The organism is Klebsiella sp. RC2, from assembly GCF_014192815.1.
Lineage (GTDB): Bacteria > Pseudomonadota > Gammaproteobacteria > Enterobacterales > Enterobacteriaceae > Klebsiella > Klebsiella variicola.
The window spans coordinates 429,744-452,274 of sequence record NZ_JACHYL010000001.1; the positions used below are offsets into that span (position 1 = coordinate 429,744).

23 protein-coding genes and 4 tRNA genes are annotated in these 22,531 nt (G+C 55.0%); 8 read left to right on the forward strand and 19 right to left on the reverse strand.

The features are described from left to right. Positions 1-2: 2 nt before the first annotated feature. The 5 genes from FHW76_RS02065 to uvrY form a co-directional block, all read right to left on the reverse strand. Positions 3-76, reverse strand: a tRNA-Cys gene (locus FHW76_RS02065). A 40-nt stretch (positions 77-116) separates the two neighbouring features. After that, positions 117-192 (reverse strand) — tRNA-Gly (locus FHW76_RS02070). 150 nt (positions 193-342) lie between these two features. Beyond that, entirely contained in the window at positions 343-891 is a 549-nt protein-coding gene (gene pgsA / locus FHW76_RS02075) for a CDP-diacylglycerol--glycerol-3-phosphate 3-phosphatidyltransferase (protein ID WP_008804219.1), read from the reverse strand. Between the two features lie 57 nt (positions 892-948). Continuing rightward, positions 949-2,781: an excinuclease ABC subunit UvrC gene (gene uvrC, locus FHW76_RS02080; RefSeq protein WP_008804218.1), complete on the reverse strand. Its 1,833-nt coding sequence runs from the start codon at positions 2,779-2,781 to the stop codon at positions 949-951. Then, positions 2,778-3,434: a UvrY/SirA/GacA family response regulator transcription factor gene (gene uvrY / locus FHW76_RS02085; RefSeq protein WP_002911539.1), complete on the reverse strand. Its 657-nt coding sequence runs from the start codon at positions 3,432-3,434 to the stop codon at positions 2,778-2,780. Before uvrY ends, uvrC begins: the two co-directional genes overlap by 4 nt. 461 nt (positions 3,435-3,895) lie before the next feature. Here uvrY and FHW76_RS02090 point away from each other — a divergent pair, with 461 nt between their 5' ends. After that, positions 3,896-4,120 (forward strand): DUF2594 family protein, encoded by a 225-nt coding sequence (locus FHW76_RS02090; RefSeq protein WP_004122104.1) that lies wholly within the window; start codon positions 3,896-3,898, stop codon positions 4,118-4,120. 67 nt (positions 4,121-4,187) lie between these two features. Here FHW76_RS02090 and sdiA read toward each other — a convergent pair whose 3' ends face one another. From sdiA to tcyJ, 5 genes are all read right to left on the reverse strand, one after another. After that, the gene (gene sdiA / locus FHW76_RS02095) at positions 4,188-4,910 is read right to left on the reverse strand and encodes a transcriptional regulator SdiA (protein ID WP_008804217.1); all 723 of its coding nucleotides are present in this window, start codon (positions 4,908-4,910) and stop codon (positions 4,188-4,190) included. 318 nt (positions 4,911-5,228) lie between these two features. Next, positions 5,229-5,981, reverse strand: a complete 753-nt coding sequence (tcyN, locus tag FHW76_RS02100; RefSeq protein ID WP_008804216.1) for an L-cystine ABC transporter ATP-binding protein TcyN — start codon at positions 5,979-5,981, stop codon at positions 5,229-5,231. Beyond that, positions 5,978-6,646, reverse strand: a complete 669-nt coding sequence (gene tcyL, locus FHW76_RS02105; protein WP_008804215.1) for a cystine ABC transporter permease — start codon at positions 6,644-6,646, stop codon at positions 5,978-5,980. Before tcyL ends, tcyN begins: the two co-directional genes overlap by 4 nt. Before the next feature lie 15 nt (positions 6,647-6,661). Next, positions 6,662-7,648 carry a D-cysteine desulfhydrase gene (gene dcyD / locus FHW76_RS02110; RefSeq protein WP_012541230.1) on the reverse strand — a complete coding sequence of 329 codons (987 nt, stop codon included), beginning with the start codon at positions 7,646-7,648 and terminating at the stop codon, positions 6,662-6,664. A 95-nt stretch (positions 7,649-7,743) separates the two neighbouring features. Continuing rightward, positions 7,744-8,544 carry a cystine ABC transporter substrate-binding protein gene (tcyJ, locus tag FHW76_RS02115; RefSeq protein WP_039104004.1) on the reverse strand — a complete coding sequence of 267 codons (801 nt, stop codon included), beginning with the start codon at positions 8,542-8,544 and terminating at the stop codon, positions 7,744-7,746. Between the two features lie 200 nt (positions 8,545-8,744). On the opposite strand from tcyJ, the gene amyA reads away from it, so the two are divergent. Continuing rightward, positions 8,745-10,232: an alpha-amylase gene (amyA, locus tag FHW76_RS02120; protein ID WP_183476168.1), complete on the forward strand. Its 1,488-nt coding sequence runs from the start codon at positions 8,745-8,747 to the stop codon at positions 10,230-10,232. Between the two features lie 46 nt (positions 10,233-10,278). Here amyA and yedD read toward each other — a convergent pair whose 3' ends face one another. After that, positions 10,279-10,713 (reverse strand): lipoprotein YedD, encoded by a 435-nt coding sequence (gene yedD, locus FHW76_RS02125; RefSeq protein ID WP_074423851.1) that lies wholly within the window; start codon positions 10,711-10,713, stop codon positions 10,279-10,281. Positions 10,714-11,084: 371 nt separating this feature from the next. On the opposite strand from yedD, the gene rcsA reads away from it, so the two are divergent. Next, positions 11,085-11,708, forward strand: coding sequence for a transcriptional regulator RcsA (gene rcsA / locus FHW76_RS02130; RefSeq protein WP_008804210.1), 624 nt, complete (start codon positions 11,085-11,087; stop codon positions 11,706-11,708). A gap of 32 nt (positions 11,709-11,740) precedes the next feature. Here rcsA and dsrB read toward each other — a convergent pair whose 3' ends face one another. After that, entirely contained in the window at positions 11,741-11,932 is a 192-nt protein-coding gene (dsrB, locus tag FHW76_RS02135; protein ID WP_012541227.1) for a protein DsrB, read from the reverse strand. Positions 11,933-12,065: 133 nt separating this feature from the next. Between dsrB and FHW76_RS02140 the strand changes: the two genes are divergently transcribed. Next, on the forward strand, positions 12,066-12,287 hold the full coding sequence (locus tag FHW76_RS02140; protein WP_032691215.1) for a YodD family protein: 222 nt from the start codon (positions 12,066-12,068) through the stop codon (positions 12,285-12,287). A gap of 299 nt (positions 12,288-12,586) precedes the next feature. Here FHW76_RS02140 and dgcQ read toward each other — a convergent pair whose 3' ends face one another. Both dgcQ and FHW76_RS02150 read right to left on the reverse strand, forming a co-directional pair. After that, positions 12,587-14,266: a cellulose biosynthesis regulator diguanylate cyclase DgcQ gene (gene dgcQ, locus FHW76_RS02145; RefSeq protein WP_048964991.1), complete on the reverse strand. Its 1,680-nt coding sequence runs from the start codon at positions 14,264-14,266 to the stop codon at positions 12,587-12,589. 115 nt (positions 14,267-14,381) lie between these two features. After that, a complete protein-coding gene (locus FHW76_RS02150) occupies positions 14,382-15,293 on the reverse strand; it encodes a DUF808 domain-containing protein (RefSeq protein WP_008804206.1) in 912 nt (303 codons plus the stop codon). Positions 15,294-15,475: 182 nt separating this feature from the next. Here FHW76_RS02150 and yedA point away from each other — a divergent pair, with 182 nt between their 5' ends. Next, positions 15,476-16,387 carry a drug/metabolite exporter YedA gene (gene yedA / locus FHW76_RS02155; RefSeq protein ID WP_048964990.1) on the forward strand — a complete coding sequence of 304 codons (912 nt, stop codon included), beginning with the start codon at positions 15,476-15,478 and terminating at the stop codon, positions 16,385-16,387. Here yedA and FHW76_RS02160 read toward each other — a convergent pair. The 4 genes from FHW76_RS02160 to drpB form a co-directional block, all read right to left on the reverse strand. Then, on the reverse strand, positions 16,362-16,856 hold the full coding sequence (locus FHW76_RS02160; protein ID WP_023340419.1) for a very short patch repair endonuclease: 495 nt from the start codon (positions 16,854-16,856) through the stop codon (positions 16,362-16,364). The genes yedA and FHW76_RS02160 overlap by 26 nt on opposite strands. Beyond that, positions 16,837-18,237 carry a DNA cytosine methyltransferase gene (locus FHW76_RS02165; protein WP_012967658.1) on the reverse strand — a complete coding sequence of 467 codons (1,401 nt, stop codon included), beginning with the start codon at positions 18,235-18,237 and terminating at the stop codon, positions 16,837-16,839. The genes FHW76_RS02160 and FHW76_RS02165 overlap by 20 nt, the downstream gene beginning before the upstream one ends. 76 nt (positions 18,238-18,313) lie before the next feature. After that, the gene (locus FHW76_RS02170) at positions 18,314-19,021 is read right to left on the reverse strand and encodes a phosphohydrolase (RefSeq protein ID WP_032730737.1); all 708 of its coding nucleotides are present in this window, start codon (positions 19,019-19,021) and stop codon (positions 18,314-18,316) included. A 42-nt stretch (positions 19,022-19,063) separates the two neighbouring features. Then, positions 19,064-19,345, reverse strand: coding sequence for a cell division protein DrpB (gene drpB / locus FHW76_RS02175; protein ID WP_008804201.1), 282 nt, complete (start codon positions 19,343-19,345; stop codon positions 19,064-19,066). Between the two features lie 538 nt (positions 19,346-19,883). Between drpB and ompC the strand changes: the two genes are divergently transcribed. Next, positions 19,884-21,029: a porin OmpC gene (gene ompC, locus FHW76_RS02180; protein ID WP_032733299.1), complete on the forward strand. Its 1,146-nt coding sequence runs from the start codon at positions 19,884-19,886 to the stop codon at positions 21,027-21,029. 274 nt (positions 21,030-21,303) lie between these two features. Here ompC and FHW76_RS02185 read toward each other — a convergent pair. Further along, positions 21,304-21,393, reverse strand: a tRNA-Ser gene (locus FHW76_RS02185). A gap of 90 nt (positions 21,394-21,483) precedes the next feature. Here FHW76_RS02185 and mtfA point away from each other — a divergent pair. Together mtfA and FHW76_RS02195 are read left to right on the forward strand one after the other, a co-directional pair. Beyond that, complete coding sequence (mtfA, locus tag FHW76_RS02190) at positions 21,484-22,284, forward strand: DgsA anti-repressor MtfA (protein ID WP_008804199.1); 801 nt, start codon at positions 21,484-21,486, stop codon at positions 22,282-22,284. 100 nt (positions 22,285-22,384) lie between these two features. Further along, a tRNA-Asn gene (locus tag FHW76_RS02195) sits at positions 22,385-22,460 on the forward strand. Positions 22,461-22,531: the final 71 nt, after the last annotated feature.

Sequence of the window (22,531 nt, forward strand, 5' to 3'; positions counted from 1 at the left end):
AGTGGAGGCGCGTTCCGGAGTCGAACCGGACTAGACGGATTTGCAATCCGCTACATAACCGCTTTGCTAACGCGCCTTTAATACTGAAGCACCCGCTACTGCCGATGCTGTTAATCTGGAGCGGGAAACGAGACTCGAACTCGCGACCCCGACCTTGGCAAGGTCGTGCTCTACCAACTGAGCTATTCCCGCATTATCAAGTTATTTGCTAATCACTTGATTTTGTTATCGTCTGGAAGACTGTGCCGCCGTTCGATGCGTTGCATTCTACTTATCTCTCGCGGTGAGTCAACGGTATTTTTCGCAACTTTGCATCGTTTGCTGAAAATAACGGCGAAACGATCACTGATCAAGCAAATCGCCGCGCGCCGCGTTCAGATACTGCAGCATCGACCACAGCGTCAGCACCGCCGCCACGAGGAAAAGCGCGATCCCGGCCCACTCTACCCACGGATAAGGACGCCACAGCATCCATACCAGGGCGGCCATCTGTGCGGTCGTTTTAACTTTGCCAATCCACGAGACCGCCACGCTGCTGCGTTTCCCGAGCTCAGCCATCCATTCGCGCAGTGCCGAAATAATTATTTCACGCGCGATCATGGTCGCCGCCGGCAGCGTGACCCACCAGGTGTGATAGTGCTCGGCAACCAGCACCATGGCGATAGCCACCATGACTTTATCCGCCACCGGGTCCAGGAAGGCGCCAAACCGGGTGCTCTGATTCCAGCGACGAGCCAGAAAACCATCAAACCAGTCGGTCACGGCGGCGACAAAGAAAATTAACGCGCAGGCAAACGGCGCCCAGCTAAAGGGGAGATAAAACGCCAGCACAAAGAACGGGATGAGGATGACGCGAAACAGAGTAAGCAACGTAGGGATATTAAATTGCATAGTGACGGGTAACTATCTGTTGTAAGTAAAAATTAGCCCTATGTTGCTACAGAGCCCCTAATGTTTCAACGAGTAGAAGATCTTTTCTGCCAGACCGTGAGAGATGCCCGGTACTTTAGCAATTTCCTCGACGCTGGCCTGCTGCAGCCCCTGCAGCCCACCCATATACTTCAGCAGCATCTGGCGACGCTTCGGCCCTACTCCCTCGATAGTCTCAAGCGAGCTGGTGCTCTTCACTTTCGCCCGTTTTTTACGATGTCCGGAAATCGCATGATCGTGCGATTCATCGCGGATGTGCTGGATTACGTGCAGAGCGGGCGAATCCGGCGGCAGGCTAAACCCCTCGCCTTCCGGTTCAAAGAATAACGTTTCCAGGCCGGCTTTACGATCGCTGCCTTTCGCCACGCCCAGCAGCAGCGGATGATGTTTATCCCAGGGAACATCCAGTTCGGCAAACACCGCTTTCGCCTGCGCCAGCTGCCCCTTTCCGCCATCTATCAGGATCACATCCGGAATTTTATTTTCATCAATCGCTTTACCATAGCGACGGCGCAGGACCTGATTCATCGCCGCGTAGTCATCGCCAGGGGTGATGCCGGTGATATTATAGCGCCGGTACTCCGCACGCAGCGGACCATTGCTGTCAAACACCACGCAGGACGCCACGGTCTGCTCGCCCATGGTGTGGCTGATGTCAAAGCACTCCATCCGCTTCACGGCCGGCAGTTCCAGCACGGTGGCCAGCGCCTGCAGGCGCTGATGAATGGTCGACTGCTGAGCCAATTTCGTGGTTAACGCCGTCGCAGCGTTGGTGCGCGCCAGCTTAAGGTAACGCGCTCTGTCGCCGCGCGGTTTAGTCTGCACATTGATTCGGCGTCCCGCCAGCTCCGACAGCGACTCGGCCAGCAGCGTCTTATCACCAAGGCTGAAGTCGAGCAAAATCTCCCCCGGCAGGGTACGCATCTGGCTACCCTGCAGGTAGAACTGACCGACAAAGGTCTCCACGACCTCTCCCAGCTCAGTGCCGCCCGGCACTTTCGGGAAGTAGCTCCGGCTGCCCAGCACTTTGCCCTGGCGGATAAACAGCACATGGACGCAGGCCATTCCGGCCTCAAAGGCGACGCCGATAACGTCAAGATCGTCGCCGGTATTAGAAACAAACTGTTTCTCCGTCACCCGGCGGACCGCCTGAATCTGGTCGCGAATGCGCGCGGCCTCTTCAAACTCCAGACTTTGGCTCGCTTTCTCCATTCTGGCGATGAGCTGGGTCAGGACCTGATCGTCCTTGCCGGCAAGGAACAGCCGTACATACTCAACCTGCTGAGCATACTCTTCTTCGCTGACCAGCCCCGCCACGCACGGCCCCAGACAGCGGCCAATCTGATACTGCAGGCAGGGACGCGAGCGGTTGCGATAGACGCTATTTTCGCACTGGCGAACAGGAAAAATTTTCTGCAGCAGCGCCAGGGTCTCCCGCACGGCATAGCCGTTGGGGAAAGGACCAAAGTACTCACCTTTCGCATGTTTGGCGCCGCGATGCATCGCCAGACGTGGATGAGTATCACCGCTGAGGAAAATAAAAGGATAAGACTTATCATCGCGCAACAGCACGTTGTAACGCGGCTGGTACAGCTTGATATAGTTGTGCTCCAGCAGCAGCGCTTCCGTCTCGGTGTGAGTGACGGTCACGTCAATCTGCGCAATCAGCGCCACCAGCGCTTCGGTTTTACGCGACGCGAGATTGCTGCGGAAATAGCTGCTGAGCCGCTTTTTCAGATCTTTGGCTTTGCCAACATAGATGACGGTCCCGCCAGCATCATACATCCGATACACACCGGGCTGGCTGGTCACCGTTTTCAGGAAAGCTTTTGCGTCAAAAACATCACTCACTGGCTTGCTAACGACTCCGCATTACACAGGCCATGGCGAATTGCCAGGTGGGTCAGCTCCACATCGCCATGAATGTTTAATTTGCTGAACATTCGGTAGCGATAGCTGTTAACCGTTTTGGGACTCAGATTGAGCTGCTCTGAGATCTCATTCACCTTCTGACCTTTGGTGATCATCAGCATAATCTGCAATTCGCGTTCAGACAAACTGGCAAACGGCGATTCCGTTTTTTCCGGTTCAATCTGACTTAGCGCCATTTGCTGAGCAATATCGGAGGCAATGTAACGTTGTCCGGACGCCACGCAGCGGATCGCATTCACCACTTCCTGCGGTGCAGCACCCTTGCTAAGATAGCCCGCCGCCCCCGCCTGCATGACCTTGGCAGGTAGAGGATTCTCGGTATGCACGGTGAGCATGATCACTTTCGTGCCCGCCACGGAGCGCGCGATTTTGCGCGTGGCTTCAAGACCACCGATCCCGGGCATGTTCATGTCCATCAGGACGACATCTGCGGAATTAGCCCGGCACCACTTCACGGCGTCCTCGCCGCAACAGGCTTCGCCAGCGACTTTAATCCCTTTTATATCTTCCAGAATGCGTCGTATCCCTGCGCGCACCAGTTCGTGGTCATCAACAAGAAGAACGTTGATCAAAGGAATAATCTCCAGAATGAGGGATAACGCTACTGATACTTTATCTCCCACATATTACCGGGTTTTATTGCTAATTTAAAAGGCAAAAAAATGCCCTCACCTCGATTTGCCGCTCATTTATGGCAATGTCTGTGCACACATAGTGGAAAGTCATTGAGAACAGTCAGTTGCCGTCGTCTTATTTTTTAACAATCCTCATACAGAAAGCACAAAAAACACAACAGATTACGTAGCGCATAAATACGCAGCAAAATATGTAACAAATATTAACGTGCTAAATAGATGGAATAAATTAATGGCGGCCTGGCGGCTATTACGTATTATCCGAAGCACTGAATCATTCACAGCTCAGATGAGAGAACAGAAATTAAGCACTCCTTTTTTTCCCGTCGCTTGTGGTATACTGCGCGGCCTTCACATTGGGTAAGGCGCATTAGCGCAGCGAGTAAACGAGGATATCGATGAGCACACCAGATTTTTCCACTGCAGAAAATAATCAAGAACTGGCGCAGGAAGTCTCCTGCCTGAAAGCGATGATAACGCTGATGCTGCAGGCGATGGGCCAGGCGGATGCGGGTCGCGTGATTATTAAAATGGAAAAGCAGATCGCGCAGATGGAAGATGAGGCTCAGGCTGCCGTATTCTCCAGCACCGTTAAGCAAATTAAACAAGCTTACCGTCAGTAATCCTGTACCGGCTGAAAGTATCCCTGACAGCCGGTGTCACGTCTGGCACGCAGAACGACAGGCGCTCTCAGATTAACCCTGTCGCCACCGCGTAACAGGCTATCTGCGTTTTGTTCGGCGCATTGAATTTCCGTTGCATATTCTTCTGGTGGAAATTCACCGTATTTTCCGAAATAGAAAGAATCATCGCCACCTCCGCCGAGGTCTTCCCTTCCGCGGTCCATTTCAGAATTTCCAGTTCACGGCGGCTGAACTTCATCTCCGGCGGCATGACCATCTCATCTTCCAGACGCAGGAGCGCCAACAAGCTTAGCTCCGTCAGCATGCGCAGGCGCATCTCCAGTTCATCATCAGGATAAGAGCCCGGTAAACGGTTATTCGCGGAGACGGAGAGAAAACCCTGCGCATGGTTGGGCAACGTCAGGCACTGGGTCACCCCTTTTTTCAGACCATGATCGCGGGCGCCGTCCCATAATGCCGCCGCATCGCGAAACAGCCCATCCTCCCATGGCAGATGGCCACGCATAAAATTCTCCGGGCGTAATACCGGATCTATCGCGAAATAATTCTCGGCCTGGTAGTGCGACATCCATGCGCGGGGATAAGTCGACTGGAAGGTGACGCGGGGGCGAGTGAAAGGCACCGGGTGGCGTACACAAAGCGTGTAGTAATCATATTCCAGCGCTTCGGTTTCTCGTTGCAGGAGATTATAAACCTCCTCACCAGCGGCCACGGACTGAAATTGATGCAGCATATCCCGCCGCCAGCTGAAAAAATCATTGTCCCTCATAGCTGTGCAAATAACTCCTGATTGATAATCATTATTATAAATACAGAAAACTAACACATAAATCTTATTTATATGTATAAAATATTGTCGGTGTCGCATTTATTAGTCTGAAGGCTTGCCTTTTTCCCGTTCTCAGCGCAGAACCTCGTGCTCACTTTCCCGTCATTTTCTACACCCTACAAGGGGGGATGGGAAGCGGTGTATACGGCCACAGGGAGAAATAGCACAAAGAGGTGACGAGGAGCGTGGCGCGCCGCAGGGAAGACAGGCTGTACGCGGCGGCCCTCCCCCGGGAAAGCCGCCACGTCAGCGCATGGTTTACTGCATCAGAAATTTTTCGAGGAACTGGCGAGTACGCGGCTGCTGCGGGGAGGCGAACAATGCTTTCGCTTCTCCCTGCTCGACAATGCGTCCTTGATCCATAAAGATGGCCCGATCGGCAACGTCGCGGGCGAAACTCATTTCATGGGTCACGATAACCATCGTGCGTTTTTCCTGCGCCAGCTGGCGGATGGTGTTGAGCACCTCCCCCACCAGCTCAGGATCGAGGGCCGAGGTTGGCTCATCAAACAGGATCACGTCCGGACGCATGGCCAGCGCGCGAGCAATAGCCACCCGCTGCTGCTGACCGCCGGAGAGGCGACGCGGATAGCTATTCTCTTTACCGCTGAGACCCACTTTCGCCAGCAGATCGCGCGCCCGCACAATCGACTCCTGCTTATCTTCACCTTTTACGATGACCGGCCCCTCAATAATGTTCTCCAGCACCGTACGGTGGGGAAACAGATTAAAGTTCTGGAAGACAAAGCCGACATGCTGGCGCAGCTGGCGAATGAGTCCTTTCTGCGGCCCCAGGCTGCGACCGGCGTCGATGGTCACATCGCCAACGCGGATGGTGCCGCTCTCCGGTTGCTCCAGCAAGTTGATGCTGCGCAGCAGAGTGGTTTTACCCGAGCCGCTGGGGCCGATGATCGCCACGACTTCCCCTTTCTGTACCTCCAGGTCGATACCGTGGAGCACCGTCTGGCCATGGAATTTCTTCACCAGGCTTTTCACTTCTATCGCACTCATTTCGGATCACGCTCCTGGCGGTTCAGCTGGTTTTCAAAATAGTTCTGCAGCGAGGAGAGGACGGTCGCCATCACCCAGTAGATCAACGAGGCCGCGAGATACATGGTGAAGACCTCAAGGGTTCGCGAGGTGATAAGCTGCGCCTGACGGAACAGCTCTGGCACCTGGATCGTCGCCGCCAGCGAGGTATCTTTGACCAGGCTGATAAAACTGTTGGACAGCGGCGGCAAAGCGACCCGTGCCGCCTGGGGTAAGATGGCCCGGCGCATCGTCTGCCACGGCGTCATGCCGATACTGGCCGCCGCTTCCCATTGCCCTTTGTCGATCGAGGCGATGGCCGCGCGCAGGGTTTCCGCCGCGTAGGCCGCCGTATTGAGCGACAGGCCGATCATCGCCGCCGGAATCGGGTCAAGCTCGATGCCAAACTGCGGCAAGCCGTAGTAGATCATAAACAGCTGGGCGATAAGCGGCGTGCCGCGAAAAATGGAGATATACATGCGCGCCAGCCATTTTACCGGCCAGAGGGGCGACATGCGCATCAGCGCCAGGATAAAGCCCAGCACCAGGCCGAAAAACATCCCGCCAATGCTCAGCTGCAGCGTAAAGACGGCCCCTTTGAGCAGAAAAGGAGCGGAATCGATGACCAGTTGGATACTTTCTTGCATGCTGTCGTTTCTGTATTAAAGGTGAGGATGATAGGCAAACAGCGCCGGCGCCCCGCCGGTATGGACGAACAAAATCGGTCCTTCATCCTTAAAACGCTTCTGCGTAATGCCGTCGATAAGCCCGGCCATCGCTTTGCCGGTATAGACCGGATCGAGCAAAATACCTTCCAGTTGCGCCAGTAGCTTCACGGCGGCCATGCCTTCCTCGTTCGGCGTACCGTAGCCCGGGGCAAAGTAATCATCCCAGAGGGTGATGTCGGCTTTCGCCTGCAGCTCGAGGCTGTTGGCCACGGCCTGCTGCAGCGCCACCACTTTTGGCAGCTGGTCAGCGACGGAGCGCGATACCGTCACGCCAATCAGTTCCGCCTGCGGCATCAGCTGTTCGAGTCCCACAGCCAGCCCGGCATGCGTACCGGCGCTACCGGAAGCCACCACCACCGATGAGATCTCCACCGCGCCTTCACACTGCTGGGCGATTTCCAGCGCGCTTTCCACATAGCCTAACGCCCCGAGCGCATTGGATCCGCCGACCGGGATGACGTAGGGGCGATAGCCCTGCGCCTCGATGCGGGTCGCCAGCTCGTCGAGCTGTTCGGCAGGATTGGTCAGGGCATCGCACATCTCAACCTGGGTATTAAACAGATCCAGCAGCAGGCGGTTGCCATTGCTCAGATAGTTCTCCGCCCCGGTGCCAATGGGGTTTTCCAGTAGCGCCACGCAGTGCAGCCCCAGCTTCGCGGCGACCGCCGCCGTCTGACGCACATGGTTGGACTGGATCGCGCCGGCGGTGATTAAGGTATCTGCCCCTTCCCGCAGCGCATCGGCGGCGAGAAACTCCAGCTTGCGCAGTTTATTGCCTCCCATCGCCAGCGGCGTTGTATCATCGCGTTTGATAAAAATCTCGCGCCCAAGGTGATCCGACAAACGCGGCAGATACTCCAGCGGCGTCGGCGCGCCAATCAATTCCAGACGCGGAAAGCGGGTTAAATTTTGCAGTGACATGGCCCCTCCTGACTCAGTTATGCTTCATTATGCACACAGTTACGCGCTAAATAAAAAAAGGCGCTTCCAGGAGCGCCTTTTTTCACCACTGACCGTTATTTCGTCACGTCAGCGCCAAACCATTTCTCTGACAGCGACTTCAGGGTGCCATCTTTCTGCATATCCGCGATCGCGGCGTCAATCGCTTTCAGCAGATCGTCGTTGCCTTTGCGCAGCGCCACGCCGGCCTCCTGACGGGAGAACGCTTCACCGGTTACTGCCAGCGTATTGTTAGTTTTCTTCACCAGATCCAGCGCGGCCAGACGGTCAACCAGAATGGCGTCAATACGGCCTACACGCAGATCCTGGTATTTAGTCGGGTCATCATCATAGGTGCGAACATCAACGCCCTGGACGTTCTGACGCAGCCACTCTTCATAGTTAGTGCCCAGCCCGACGCCGACTTTTTTGCCTTTCAGATCCGCCGCGGTTTTAATCGCGCCTTCGTTACCTTTCTTCACCAGCGCCTGCACACCGGAGATAGTGTACGGGGTTGAGAAATCGTATTTCTTCTTACGCTCATCGGAGATAGTGACCTGGTTAATCACCACGTCAATGCGTTTGGAGTCCAGCGAGGCCAGCATACCGTCCCATTTGGTCGGTTTGAGATCGGCTTTCACGCCAAGATGTTTCGCCAGCTCGTTGGCAAACTCCACTTCAAATCCGGTCAGCTTGCCGTCATCGCCCTGGAAGCTGAAAGGAGGATAGGTGCCTTCGAGGCCCACGCGCAGGGTACCGCGCTCTTTAACCTGATTGAGCAGGTTTTCCGCTGCAAAAGTTTTCACGCTAACGCCAGCCATCAAAACAACGGCCATCGCGCCCATCAGCGCCTGACGACCCAGAAGTGCTAATTTCATAGATACCCCGAAGGTTAGGATTTTCCTGTAGTGTAAGGCGCTTAACGGCCCGGCACCAACATCGTTACGCTACATCTTATGCCAATTTATTATATATGATCCCGTTTAGGGTATAGCGAAAATCAGGGCTTTCCTCTCCCGTTTTGCGGGATATCTCCCATACTGCAAAGGTCAGCCTGTTGACGTCTGGAGCATGGAAGATGAAAAACCCCACTTTGTTGCAATGTTTTCACTGGTACTACCCCGCCGGCGGCGAGCTATGGCGTGAAGTCGAAGCGCTAGCCCCCAGCCTGAATGAAATCGGCATCAATATGGTCTGGTTGCCGCCCGCCTATAAAGGCGCCTCGGGCGGTTATTCCGTCGGCTATGACACCTATGATCTCTTCGACCTTGGTGAGTTTGATCAAAAGGGCTCAGTCGCCACCAAATATGGCGATAAAGCGCAGCTGCTGGCGGCGATAAAGGCTCTGAAAGAGCATGATATCGCCGTGCTGCTGGATGTGGTGGTGAACCACAAAATGGGCGCCGATGAAAAAGAAACTCTGCAGGTGCAGCGCGTCGATGAGCACGATCGCACCCAGATTGCCGAGGAGATCATTGAGTGTGAGGCATGGACTCGCTATACCTTTCCGGTGCGGGCCGGGCAGTATTCGCAATTTGTTTGGGACTACAAATGCTTTAGCGGCATCGACCACATTGAGAATCCGACGGAAGACGGTGTGTTTAAAATCGTCAACGATTACACCGGTGAAGGCTGGAACGAGCAGGTCGACGATGAGCTTGGTAACTTCGACTACCTGATGGGCGCCAACATTGATTTTCGTAATCACGCCGTCACCGAGGAGATCAAATACTGGGCGCGCTGGGTCATGGAGCAGACCGGCTGCGATGGTTTTCGTCTTGACGCCGTGAAGCATATCCCCGCCTGGTTTTACAAAGCGTGGATCGAGCACGTCCAGGAGGTGGCGCCGCAGCCGCTGTTTATTGTCGCGGAATACTGGTCCCATGAAGTGGAAAAGCTCCAGCAGTATATCGACCTGGTCGAGGGCAAGACGATGCTGTTCGATGCCCCGCTGCAGATGAAATTTCATGAAGCCTCACGCCAGGGGCGCGATTATGACATGAGCCAGATATTCAGCGGCACGCTGGTGGAAGCCGACCCTTTTCACGCCGTGACGCTGGTGACAAACCACGATACGCAGCCGCTGCAGGCCCTCGAGGCGCCGGTTGAACCCTGGTTCAAGCCGCTGGCCTATGCGCTGATCCTGCTGCGTGAAAATGGTGTGCCGTCGGTCTTTTATGCCGATCTTTTCGGCGCATCCTATGAAGATACCGGCGGCGATGGACAAACCTACGCCATTGAGATGCCCGTTATCGAACAACTGCATGAACTGATCGACGCCCGTCAGCGCTTTGCCCATGGCGTGCAAACGCTGTGGTTCGATCACCCCAACTGTATTGCCTTCAGCCGTAGCGGCACCGACGAGGATCCCGGCTGCGTGGTGGTGATGTCCAACGGCGATGAGGGAGAAAAAACCCTGACGCTGGGCGAGAACTATGGCAATAAACGCTGGCGGGATTTTCTCGGCAACCGGGAAGAGATTGTCGAAACCGACGCTGAGGGTAGCGCGATCTTTACCTGCAACGGGGGTAGCGTGAGCGTGTGGGTGATGGAAGCCGTGCTGTAGTCAGCTGGCGATGTACCTGGCGGGCCGGAACGGGCCCGCCGGAACCTCAGCGCACGGAAGCCGGCGCGCTGACGGCCCCTGTCGTACGCGCTTTGGCCCACGCCTTTTCGCACTCAGGGGTGAGGCGTTCAACGCGAGTCAACGTCATACGATCGTAGGAGAGGGTATTGCCCTCACGCTCGATTGGATAGATATCCAGGGAAGCGGTAACGTTGTAGATCTGGTTATCGCGGTTCATCAGTTTACCCGGCTGCGCGATCACGCGCTGCCACTGGCGGCAGTCGAAGGTATCCCCTTCTTTAGTGACGATCAGGCTGGCGATCGCGTCAGGGCTCATCATTTCACTCTGCGGCCCTTTCGATTGCCAGTAGCCCTCAAGGCCAGCCGGCGCCGGTGCTTTAACGACGTCATCGTAATGATCAACCTGCACACATCCGGCCAGCGCCACCACCATGCCCGCAAAAACTAACTGTTTCATCATTCATCCCACAAGCCGATAAAAAAGTATTGTGGCATTAAAGCGTTAAGCCTTCCACCCCCGCTCCCGGCGGAAAAACCGGGCAAAACAGGAACGGGCAGCACCGCCTTCATTTGAAATAAGGAAATTCCGAAAATAAAATAATGTTTGGGGCGTAACCATAGCATCTATGGGCACTTTTTGTTTTTAATCCGCTCACACTACCGGTTCTCGACTTTACTTTAAGAGTTTTCCTGGCAAATTATATGCATAGATGCGGAATAGTTTAACGGAACTAATAGGTTCTTTCGTAAACCTACTATTACTGCTCGCAAGGACTGCTTCGCACAATGCGTGTGAAGAGAATATCGTTACGTGTTGATTGAGGATGGGTCATGTCAACGATGATTATGGATTTGTGCAGTTATACCCGGTTAGGCTTAACGGGTTATCTGACCAGTCGGGGAATAAAAAAACAGGAAATCGTTGAGGTCCATTGCGCGACAGATTTGCAAAAACATTGCGCGTCGTGTTGTCCGGCAGTGGTGTTTCTTAATGAAGACTGCTTCGTGCATGATGATGAAAGTAATGGCATTATTCGCCAGATCATTACGCAAAACCCGGCGACGCTGTTTGTTATCTTTATGTCGCTGGCAAACATTCATTTTGACCGCTATTTGCGGGTACGGAAAAACCTGCTGATCAGTTCGAAATCGATAACGCCAAAAGACCTTGATGTTATTCTGGTTAATTATCTAAAATACAAAAATAGCAGTCTGGGGCAATTAAATTTACCGACGTTGTCGCTGAGTAAAACAGAATCAAATATGCTGCAAATGTGGATGGCCGGGCACGGCACGTCACAAATTTCAACGCAAATGAACATCAAAGCGAAGACGGTATCATCGCATAAAGGCAATATTAAAAAGAAAATACAAACGCACAATAAGCAGGTGATTTACCATATCGTTCGGCTGACCGAAAACGTAACGTCAGGTATTCAGGTGAATCTGCGTTAAAACAGACTGGCGGTGGTACCGCCAGTCCCGTTTTATGAGGCTTCTTTTTCGACGAAGATCCCATCCGGATGCCCTATTTCGTTGAAAAACCAGATCCCTAAAGGATAGTCTTCCAGCGAAACCAGATACATCGTCCCTTCACTAAACGACTCAATTGCCAGCACTACCCCCGATCGACGTGGGCCACCGTCGGTCTTCACCGTGACACGATCGTTCACCTGCATATTCACTCTCCTCTATTTTTCAGCCAGTGTAGAACAAAACCACGCAACTCGCAGCGTCGCGGCCCATGACTGGTGTTTTTTTAGACCGACTATACTTAAAGAGGCTTGAGCGACGCTCAGCGAGGGGGTAATGATGAAGAATCGATTGACTGGCCAAGCCGGAAATGACGTTGATGTCAACGTGGATGCGCTACTGGCAGCGATTAATGAGATTAGCGAAAGTGAAATCCATCGCACTCTGGACGACCCACAGCGCGCCAGCATTGATGGCCGCGGGTCACATACCTGGCGCGAACTGGCGGAGGCATTTGAGCTCGACATTCACGATTTCAGCGCCAGTGAAGTTAACCGCTAACGGCAGGCGAAAAAAATCCCGACTCGCAGGAGTCGGGATCAAACTTGCTAATGCAAGAAGCACTTGAAAATTCGTTACACCGGGAAATCCGATGCGTTAAAACATTATCCTCAATTATTTTGCATGACAAGCGATATTCATGACGCAAATTATTGAGAATGTTAGCGCTTTGCTTTGAGCAGGGCTGCAGGGCTGATGCGAGAAGGCTTCGCCGCAAACCGGTTTCATTCGATAGCGCGATCCCCGTCGAACACTTTAAGAAAAATCTCATTTTGCCTGATTCGGGCGAAACGTTTTGCTCACGCTTCGCTGCGAAAACAGACCTGATTGCGGCCGTTCTGCTTTGCCAGATAGAGACGACGATCGGCAACCGACTGTAAGGCTTCAAACTGATACTCCCCCTGCTCTTCGCTGGTACTGACCCCCAGTGAGGCACTGACCCGCAGCGTCACATTGTTATGTAAAAAGACCTCCCGGCCCTGAATTCGCAGGCGTAGCCGCTCTGCCACCGCCACCGCGTCCTGTAGCGTGGTATTCGGCAGCACGACACAAAACTCCTCCCCGCCCACGCGGCCCAGCAAGTCACCCTCACGAACGGTGCTGGCAAGGGTACTGGCCACCGTCGACAGCACTCTGTCACCCGCCTGATGGCCATAGCGATCGTTGATGCGCTTGAAGTGATCCAGATCGAGCTGGATCACCGCCAGCGGCCGTCCACTGCGCTGGCAGGCGCTGGCTACCGCCATCGCCTGTTCAAACAGCGCCCCGCGATTGAGCAGACGGGTTAAGGCATCATGCCATGCCTGCCATTCAAGGGAGGTTTGCAGGACGCTCATATTGCGGACCATGCGGCGGATCACCAGCCAGGAGAGCAACAGCATCAAGGTGAAGAGGACCCACATCAGGGTCAGGGCGATGGTGATGGTGCCAAAATTGCCCCGCACGCCTTCCCGCAGGGTGTGGATCCGCAGCAACACGCCATCAAAATTGCGCAGTTTGGCCCAGCTGATATAGCGTGTCAGCAAGCGCAGTCCCCCCTGGTTATCATGGACAAACGCGCGGCTGAGCAGTTCCTGTTCCCTGGGGGACAATAGCGTCAGGACATTCCCCGGCGCGGAAGAGGCCAGCAGGTTCAAATGGCTATCATAAAGCTGGTACTCCCCCTCCTGACCGCCCTGCATGGCGCTGACCAAAAACGCTTTTATTTCACTGACTGAGAAATCCATCGCCAGCACCCCGCGCCAGTAACCGGCGAAATCCAGCGGTATCGAAGCGGTGACCACCTGCTCTTCCAGCTGCGGGTCATCGTCAGGAAAGGTTTGCCAGATAACGCCCCGCCCCGGATTATTCCGCTGGCTCTGTCGGGTAAACCAGAGGGCGCTGATGGCTTGCGAATAGTGGGTCATCACCTGCGACTCGTCCCGCAGCGGCAGGGTCGAGGTGAAAAAGCCGCTGCGAGAGATATACTGCATCCGCTCGGCGAAATCGCGGTCATGTTGCGTCAGATTCAACAGATACCCCAGCTCCAGCGTCGCCATCAACTCATCAGCCGCGAGCGGATCGTCCTTCAGCAGCATAGGGTTGTTACCGACGACGCTCCCCGAGACGCCAAACACCGGCAGCGTACGACGATTCGGCAGCGCCACTCGCCAGGCCTCCTGGTGACGCTGGCTCAGATAGCGCTGACTGGCACTACGCAATACGTCGATATCGAGCGGCTGCTCAAGAGCAGACTGCATGCCGTGGCGAAAAAACATCATCCGGTCAATATTGAACTGCAGCACCCCATCCATTTCATGGGCGACATTAGCCAGATTATTGCGCTGGTTGGCCACATAAGCCTCTTCCAGAACGTTGATTTCACGCCAGATCAGTAACGTGGAGAAAAAAAGCACCACAATAAAACAAACGTTAACCACATGCGCCGGGCGAGTCAGGTGGCGGAGCTTGTTTATCTTCAACCGAAGTGGCTTATCCATCATTATCTCGCAGTACGTTGCGCAAACCTGACGACATCAGCGCCCCGGCTGGTGTCGACGCCGGGCGCGCTTTTAGCGTAGACGACGCAGCGCCGTCACGCTGCGTGCAGCCACTCTACTTCACCGACCGGCGCAGACTGCTCACCACTTTCACGCCCGCCAGCACCACTGCGCCAATGATAAAACCCAGCACCAGGTTGGCAATGACCGGCAGCAGGGAAGCCAATATCCCGCCCAGCCCCGCGCTCCAGTGCTCAATGGCATGATGCAGTGGCGCAATGCCGTGAACCACAATCCCGCCGCCGACAAGGAACATCGCCAGCGTCCCAACGATGGAGAGCACTTTCATCAGCCAGGGGGCTACCACTAACAATCCTTTGCCCAGCCATTGCGCCAGCGCAGCGCGTTTCTCTGCCAGCCAGTAGCCCATGTCGTCCAGCTTAACGATCACCCCCACCAGGCCATAGACCCCGATGGTGACCAGAATCGCGATCCCCGAGAGGATCAGGATCTGATTGAGCAGCGGCGCTTCCGCCACAATGCCGAGGGTGATGGCGACAATTTCCGCGGACAAAATAAAATCGGTGCGAATCGCCCCTTTCACTTTGTCACGCTCAAAGGCCAGCGGGTCACGTTCCGCCAGCGCCTGAAGACGCTGCTGCCGTTGCGCAGGGTCTTCCTTGTGCTTACGCGCCTCCAGGCTGTGAAGGACCTTCTCCACCCCTTCAAAACAGAGGAATGCGCCTCCCAGCATCAGCAACGGCGTAATCGCCCAGGGGATAAAAGCACTGATCAATAGCGCCAGCGGCACGAGGATCACTTTATTAATGAACGAACCTTTCGCCACGCCCCAGACGACCGGCAGTTCACGATTCGCTCGCACGCCGGTCACCTGCTGAGCATTGAGCGACAGATCGTCGCCCAATACCCCGGCTGTTTTTTTCGCCGCCAGCTTGCCCATCACGGAAATATCGTCCAGCAGCGTGGCGATATCATCGAGTAATGTTAAAAGACTACTTCCTGCCAAAATAATTTCCTTCTCTTTTCATCAATGTCTCCCTCGAGTATGCGTTAAAAAACGGCCGGTGCCCAAGGTACAATTAGTCAATATAAATTTAACAAACTCGGGCAAATTAAGCGCTCGCCAGCGCGATAGTTTTCACGTTTACTATATGTCCCCTTTCTATCTCTGCACCGTCGTGAGGAAGTATGTCTACCCGTCAGCTGTTACCGCTTATCGGGGCGCTGTTTGCGCTGTATATCATTTGGGGCTCTACCTATTTTGCCATCGCCGTCGGCGTCGCCAGCTGGCCGCCGCTGATGATGGCCGGTATTCGCTTTCTCTCAGCCGGCGTGCTACTGCTGGGCTGGCTGCTGGTCACCGGCCATAAGCTGCCAGCCCGCCGGCCGCTGCTTAACGCCGCGCTGATTGGGGTCTTGCTGCTTGCCGTCGGCAACGGCTTCGTCACTCTCGCCGAACATCAGCACGTTCCGTCAGGGATCGCGGCGGTGATGGTCGCCACCGTGCCGCTGTTCACGCTATGTTTCAGCCGCTTTTTCGGCATCGCCACCCGTAAACTGGAGTGGCTGGGCATTGCCATTGGCCTGGCAGGTATCGTCATGCTCAACAGCGGTGGCAACCTGAACGGCAACCCCTGGGGCGCGCTGCTGATCCTGATTGGTTCGCTAAGCTGGGCGTTCGGCTCGGTTTACGGGTCGCGGATTGAGCTGCCGACCGGCATGATGGCGGGGGCTATCGAGATGCTCGCCGCCGGGATCGTCCTGCTGGTCTCGTCATGGCTGACCGGTGAGACGTTAACCCATGTCCCCTCGTGGTCCGGGATCGCCGCCCTGGCCTACCTGGCTATCTTTGGCTCGCTAATCGCCATCAACGCCTACATGTTTTTGATCCGCAACGTCACCCCGGCGGTAGCCACCAGCTATGCCTATGTTAACCCGGTGGTGGCCGTCTTGCTCGGCACCGGGTTTGGCGGTGAAAGCCTGTCGCTCATTGAATGGCTGGCGCTGGCAGTGATTATTTTCGCCGTAGTGCTGGTGACGCTGGGAAAATATCTCTTCCCCGCCCGCAGCGAGGCTACTCCTTGTAAGGCGGCGAAGTAAACGCCAGCTCGCGGATCCCCTGCGTATCGATCTGCGCGTCGTGCCCGGCGCCGCAGATCCACTCTTCCAGACGCTCGGTGAGCGCCTCATCATTTAGTTTCAACCGGCCGCGCAGGGCGCATTCCCAGATGATAAGCACCCGCCAGCCCTGCTCAGCCAGCTGTTGCCGGTCGCGGGCGTCACGCGCCACGTTGCCAGCGATTTTATCCAGCCAGAAAGCCGTCCGGGTGGCCGGCACCTTAAACAGATAACAGTCATGGTGATGCCAGAAACAGCCGTGAGTAAAGATAACGCAGCGGTAGTCGGGTAAGGCGAAATCGGGGCGTCCTGGCAGCGCGCGATCCTGGGCGACAAAGGTGAATCCCGCCCCGGTCAGCAGCGCCGCTATCCGCTTTTCAATCGCCGTATCGCGCGTGGCGATAGCCCGCATATTTTTACTGCGCGTGGCTTTATCGTGAACATCCGCCATCGTTATCATCCGCTTCGCGACGCGCCACCGCCTGGGCGATACGTGGCGCCAGGAGCTTCGCCACCGCGGCGAAGACCGGAACCACCACCGAGTTGCCGAACTGACGATAGGCTTGGGTATCCGACACTGGAATGCGGAACCGTGAACCCTGGGGCGATTCAAAGCCCATCAGCCGGGCGCATTCGCGCGGCGTCAACCGGCGAGGCCGCCGCTGTTGGTTCTGTGGATCGTCAAAATGCTGCTCGCCCAACGGCCGGTCCCAGCCGCGGTCGACGAGAATTTCGGCACCGTCTTTATAGTAGCGGGCAGAGAGTGTTCGAGCCACGCTGTGGGGATTACCGGGGTCTACCAGGCCATAACCAAAGCCATTACCCCGCGCCTGATGCTTGCGGGCATAACGATAGAGATATTTCCACAACACCGGCGTAAGGATAAATTTGGCATCCACCGTCGGCTCCAGCAGCTCGCCAAACGTCGGCCGCACCGCCGGATAGAGCGCAGCGATATCGCGCAGCGTAAATCCTTCATGCAGCTGCAGGTCGCGGCGGAAACCCACCAGCACGATGCGCTCCCGGTGCTGTGGTAAGAAATGGCGCCCGTCGATGACCTTAGGGTCATCCGGCCCGGTATGCCCGGCATCGGCCACCTCATACCCTAGCTCATCCAGCGTCTGCATGATGATGCGGAAGGTGCGTCCCTGATCGTGGCTTTTGAGGTTTTTGACATTCTCCAGCACAAAAATCGCCGGCTGACGCGCGGCGATAATTCTCACGACATCAAAAAATAGCGTCCCCTGGGTTTCGCAGGCAAAGCCGTGCGCGCGCCCCATGGCATTTTTTTTGGAGACGCCAGCGAGTGAGAAAGGCTGGCAGGGAAAGCCGGCCAGTAAGACATCATGCTGAGGAATCGTCTCGCGGATATGCTGCGCCGCTTCTTCATCGCTGACATCGGGGCGGTGGCTGAGCGTGACATCGCGGATATCTTCATTAAAACGATGCTGTTGCGGATCACAGTACCAGTTGGCCTTGTAGGTACGCACCGCGTGCTTGTTCCACTCGCTGGTAAAGACGCACTGCCCGCCGATGGCTTCAAAACCGTTGCGGATCCCGCCGATACCGGCAAACAAATCGACAAAGCGGAACGCATAATGCGGGTGATGAGCTGGCGGCGCCGGCAGCAGCGTCGCCAGATGGGCGATCTCCTGCGGACGCAAACGCCCCGCCGCGCGGGAGAGCGCCGCCACGCGCTTGAGGATCGCCGCGCTCCAGTGCTGTTCGCCGACGCTTACCAGTTCGGCGACCAGCGTTTTCACATCATAGATCGTCATCAGCTGACGCAGCAGCGCCTGAGCCTCTTCCCCGGCCTGCTCAGCCAGCGGCAACGACCTGTTTTCCTTAATTAACTTTTGCGGCATATCCTCAACCAGCGCGGACGATTTTTGCAGAGAGTACCATAAATCACCGGTCGGTTGACGCCTGCGGTGCAAAGCGGCGTAAAACCGCTTCATCCAGCGCCAGCGGCTCCCCCTGCAGCTCCGCGCTAAGCTTGGCCATAAATTCGACGAGGAAGCGGGCATTGTGCTGCGCCATCTCTTTTCCTCTGGTCGTCTGCATGGTCTCCGGCAGGCGCAGGAGTTTGCACTGGAAATGGTCAAGGGCATATCTGCGGTCATCCAGCGCCCGCCGGTCAGCAAATGGATCTTCAGCATCAAACAAGATGGTATTCAGGGCGCCGGCGACGGCGAAGACGCGCGCCAGACCAATCGCCCCCAGCGACTCAAGACGGTCGGCATCCTGGACGATTTTCGCCTCCAGCGTGCGTGGCGGGATCGCCGCGCTGAAGCTGTGCGCCTCGATGGCATGGCTGACCGCCGCGTAACGCTCCACGGGAAAATCGGCAAAAGAGGACTGTAGGATCGCGAGGGTTTTCTCGGCGGCCATCATCGAGGAACGGCTTCGCTCCGGATGATTCTTCGGCAAGCTGACGATGTCATGAAAATAGCAGGCCGTGAGGAGTACCAGTCGGTCGACCTCCTCCCCGGCGGCCAACAGGGTAGCCGTGGCCCAGACGCGACGAAAATGGGACAGATCGTGTGCGGCATCATCCTGCGCGTGGTGCGTCAGTATCCAGTGCTCATATCGTTGCTGCCAGTCAACCAGGTTCATAGGCTTTCCTTTATGTGAAGGTCAGCCTCGAGCATAGCAACTTTACCGCTGATGATCCCGCTCGCCGCGAGACGGCCGGGTATACCAGACAACCGCCCCGAGGATCGCGCCAATGCCCGCAAGGACTAACATCCCCAACAGCGCACCAAGCCATTTTCCCGCTGTGGTTCCCAAATCGCCCTCCACGCTGGCGCCGGGAACGCTGTGAATTTTTCCGACCACCCACCAGTAACGCACGATGACCCAGACACAATATCCGCAAAAAGCATACAACGCCCATAACGCGAGCTTCCCTCCGGGGCTACGTTTTGCCTGCTCTTCCATCTCATTCCTCTCCGTGACACAACACACTACCGCCACTCAAAACGTGACAAGCATCACATTATACCGCCAACCTGTGCAGCAGGCAGCAGTTTCATCCCCATCTTCTGCGTCAACCTGCGACTTATGCTGCCGGTGAGCGGGCGCTGAAGTGTTTTATTTATTCTTCGCCCCATGCAAAAAGTTTATTCCGGCGCGGGAGGTCGCGTGTTGCATTGATAATCTATTGATTATTTTTGCCGGCCAAAAAGCAATTTTCGTGATGAATGATGCCTTGGTGTTAATTCATACAACCCATTTCATTAAGTTAACAAAATCCATCAAAGAAAGTCATATCCTATTGCTATATAAGAAAATAATATCTCACTCAAAATCATTCATAAAAAATATAAAGAATCAAATAGAAATAAATTGAAATATTTTACATTATTTATTTACATATTTTATTTTAAATAAAAATGAACTTAGTCGTTAGTATCTGATAGTCATTCCGGAGGGATTGTCATAATTCATAGAAATTATTATTAAAAGGGAATATATAATGAAAAGAAAAGTACTGGCACTCATGGTACCGGCATTATTAATGGCCAATGCCGTTAATGCCGCGGAAATCTATAACAACAACGGCAACAAACTGGACCTTTACGGAAAAGTTGACGGCCTGCACTACTTCTCTGACGACACTTCAGAGGATGGCGATCAGACCTATGCTCGCTTTGGTATAAAAGGCGAAACGCAGATCGCTTCCGAGTTAACCGGCTACGGTCAGTGGGAATACAACATTCAGGCAAATACCACTGAAAAAGAAGGCGCAAACTCCTGGACCCGTCTGGCCTTCGCTGGTCTGAAGTTTGCCGACTACGGCTCACTGGATTACGGTCGTAACTACGGCGTGGTGTACGACATTGAATCCTGGACCGATATGCTGCCGGAATTCGGCGGCGATACCTACACCCAGACCGACGTCTACATGACCGGCCGTACCAACGGCGTGGCAACCTACCGTAACAGCGACTTCTTCGGCCTCGTCGACGGTCTGCATTTCGCTCTGCAGTATCAGGGTAATAATGAAAACGCCGGTTCTGGCGAAGGCACTAATAACGGCGGCAAACGTAAGCTGGCGCGGGAAAATGGCGACGGTTTCGGTATCTCCAGCTACTACGATCTTGATATGGGGATCAGCGTAGGGGCAGCGTATTCGTCTTCTGACCGTACCCATAACCAGCAGGCAGAGGCTCGTAGCAGCCAGCGCTACGCCAATGGCGATAAAGCCGACGCCTGGACCGTCGGCGCGAAATATGACGCCAACAACATCTATCTGGCCGCCATGTATGCTGAAACCCGCAACATGACCTTCTACGGCAACGATAGTTTTGGTGGGATTGCCAACAAAACGCAGAACTTCGAAGTGGTCGCGCAGTATCAGTTTGACGACTTTAATTTACCGCTGCGTCCGTCTGTCGCCTATCTGCAGTCGAAAGGTAAAGATCTCTACACCTATTCTCGCTACGGCGACAAGGATCTGGTCAAGTATGTCGACGTGGGCATGACCTACTACTTCAACAAAAATATGTCCACCTATGTGGATTACAAAATCAACCTGCTGGATGAAGACGACCGCTTCTACAAAAACAGCGGTATCGCGACCGATGACATCGTCGCCCTCGGCCTGGTCTATCAGTTCTGATCCCCGTCAAAGCCCGCGTTCAGCGGGCTTTTTTATGTTCCCGCTCCGTTGAGATCACTCTTTTCGACATTGCCGCTTTCCAGGCGTACCTTCCCTCTTTATGATGCGTTTAAGCTCGTTCGGGCAAAAAGCGGCGATAAGGTCCTAAAAGGATAAAGCGCGCTACCGCGTCTCTACGCTGAAACCAGGACGATGATGATGGCGATACCCCAGCGCAGGCGTTATACCTGAAGCTAACGGTGTGATTGAAGGGGAATGGTCATTAAGAGAAAAGTGGCGGAGAGAGGGGGATTTGAACCCCCGGTAGAGTTGCCCCTACTCCGGTTTTCGAGACCGGTCCGTTCAGCCGCTCCGGCATCTCTCCGCTGTTGTGGTTGCTATAATGCCAGGATCTTTGGCATTTTAATAGCTCCCGTTTCGGTAATCGTGTTCAAGTGACGACTTTGCGAGCAATATGATGTTTAAATGGCCCTGGAAAGCAGATGATGAGTCCGGCAACGCAGAGATGCCCTGGGAGCAAGCGCTTGCCATTCCGGTTTTAGCCCATCTTTCTCCCACTGAGCAGCGCAAGCTTACTCAGTTGGCTGCCCGTTTCTTACAGCAAAAACGTCTGGTGGCACTGCAGGGGCTGGAGCTCACCCCGCTGCATCAGGCACGCATTGCCCTGCTCTTTTGTCTGCCAGTGCTTGAGCTGGGAATAGAGTGGCTGGACGGTTTCCATGAAGTGCTGATCTACCCAGCCCCGTTCGTCGTGGATGATGAATGGGAAGATGATATTGGTCTGGTCCATAACCAGCGAGTGGTGCAATCGGGACAAAGCTGGCAGCAGGGGCCTGTAGTGCTGAACTGGCTGGATATTCAGGACTCCTTTGATGCGTCAGGCTTTAACCTCGTGGTGCACGAGGTGGCGCATAAGCTGGATGCGAGGAATGGCGATCGGGCCAGCGGCGTGCCGCTTATCCCATTACGCGAGGTTGCCGGCTGGGAGCACGATCTCCACGCGGCAATGAACAATATTCAGGATGAGATAGACCTGGTGGGGGAAAGCGCCGCCAGCATTGACGCCTATGCCGCCACCGACCCCGCGGAGTGCTTTGCCGTCCTCTCGGAATATTTTTTCAGCGCGCCCGAGTTGTTCGCGCCCCGCTTCCCCGCCCTGTGGCAGCGTTTTTGCCACTTCTACCAGCAGGATCCGCTGCAGCGGATACGTGAGAATGGCCTGCAGGATGAAGACAATCGGCGCATTGTTCACTAAAACAACGCCTTGAGCTAAATTTAGCCAGTTGAATCAGCAGGTTAATTTTAGTGTTGACACAAAAATGCGAGGCCAGTAGTATGCGCCTCGTTCACACGATTCCTCTGTAGTTCAGTCGGTAGAACGGCGGACTGTTAATCCGTATGTCACTGGTTCGAGTCCAGTCAGAGGAGCCAAATTTAAAAAAGCCTGCTTTCGAGCAGGCTTTTTGCTTTTTGCTTTTTAGCTTCCGTCAGGTCTGCCTCAG

Excerpts from the sequence above, each read along its gene's own strand:
- pgsA (WP_008804219.1), bottom strand. The coding sequence starts at position 891 with ATGCAATTTAATATCCCTACGTTGCTTACTCTGTTTCGCGTCATCCTC.
- FHW76_RS02090 (WP_004122104.1), top strand. The coding sequence starts at position 3,896 with ATGAGCACACCAGATTTTTCCACTGCAGAAAATAATCAAGAACTGGCG.
- sdiA (WP_008804217.1), bottom strand. The coding sequence starts at position 4,910 with ATGAGGGACAATGATTTTTTCAGCTGGCGGCGGGATATGCTGCATCAA.
- tcyN (WP_008804216.1), bottom strand. The coding sequence starts at position 5,981 with ATGAGTGCGATAGAAGTGAAAAGCCTGGTGAAGAAATTCCATGGCCAG.
- tcyL (WP_008804215.1), bottom strand. The coding sequence starts at position 6,646 with ATGCAAGAAAGTATCCAACTGGTCATCGATTCCGCTCCTTTTCTGCTC.
- dcyD (WP_012541230.1), bottom strand. The coding sequence starts at position 7,648 with ATGTCACTGCAAAATTTAACCCGCTTTCCGCGTCTGGAATTGATTGGC.
- tcyJ (WP_039104004.1), bottom strand. The coding sequence starts at position 8,544 with ATGAAATTAGCACTTCTGGGTCGTCAGGCGCTGATGGGCGCGATGGCC.
- amyA (WP_183476168.1), top strand. The coding sequence starts at position 8,745 with ATGAAAAACCCCACTTTGTTGCAATGTTTTCACTGGTACTACCCCGCC.
- yedD (WP_074423851.1), bottom strand. The coding sequence starts at position 10,713 with ATGATGAAACAGTTAGTTTTTGCGGGCATGGTGGTGGCGCTGGCCGGA.
- rcsA (WP_008804210.1), top strand. The coding sequence starts at position 11,085 with ATGTCAACGATGATTATGGATTTGTGCAGTTATACCCGGTTAGGCTTA.
- dsrB (WP_012541227.1), bottom strand. The coding sequence starts at position 11,932 with ATGCAGGTGAACGATCGTGTCACGGTGAAGACCGACGGTGGCCCACGT.
- FHW76_RS02140 (WP_032691215.1), top strand. The coding sequence starts at position 12,066 with ATGAAGAATCGATTGACTGGCCAAGCCGGAAATGACGTTGATGTCAAC.
- dgcQ (WP_048964991.1), bottom strand. The coding sequence starts at position 14,266 with ATGGATAAGCCACTTCGGTTGAAGATAAACAAGCTCCGCCACCTGACT.
- yedA (WP_048964990.1), top strand. The coding sequence starts at position 15,476 with ATGTCTACCCGTCAGCTGTTACCGCTTATCGGGGCGCTGTTTGCGCTG.
- FHW76_RS02160 (WP_023340419.1), bottom strand. The coding sequence starts at position 16,856 with ATGGCGGATGTTCACGATAAAGCCACGCGCAGTAAAAATATGCGGGCT.
- FHW76_RS02170 (WP_032730737.1), bottom strand. The coding sequence starts at position 19,021 with ATGAACCTGGTTGACTGGCAGCAACGATATGAGCACTGGATACTGACG.
- drpB (WP_008804201.1), bottom strand. The coding sequence starts at position 19,345 with ATGGAAGAGCAGGCAAAACGTAGCCCCGGAGGGAAGCTCGCGTTATGG.
- ompC (WP_032733299.1), top strand. The coding sequence starts at position 19,884 with ATGAAAAGAAAAGTACTGGCACTCATGGTACCGGCATTATTAATGGCC.
- mtfA (WP_008804199.1), top strand. The coding sequence starts at position 21,484 with ATGATGTTTAAATGGCCCTGGAAAGCAGATGATGAGTCCGGCAACGCA.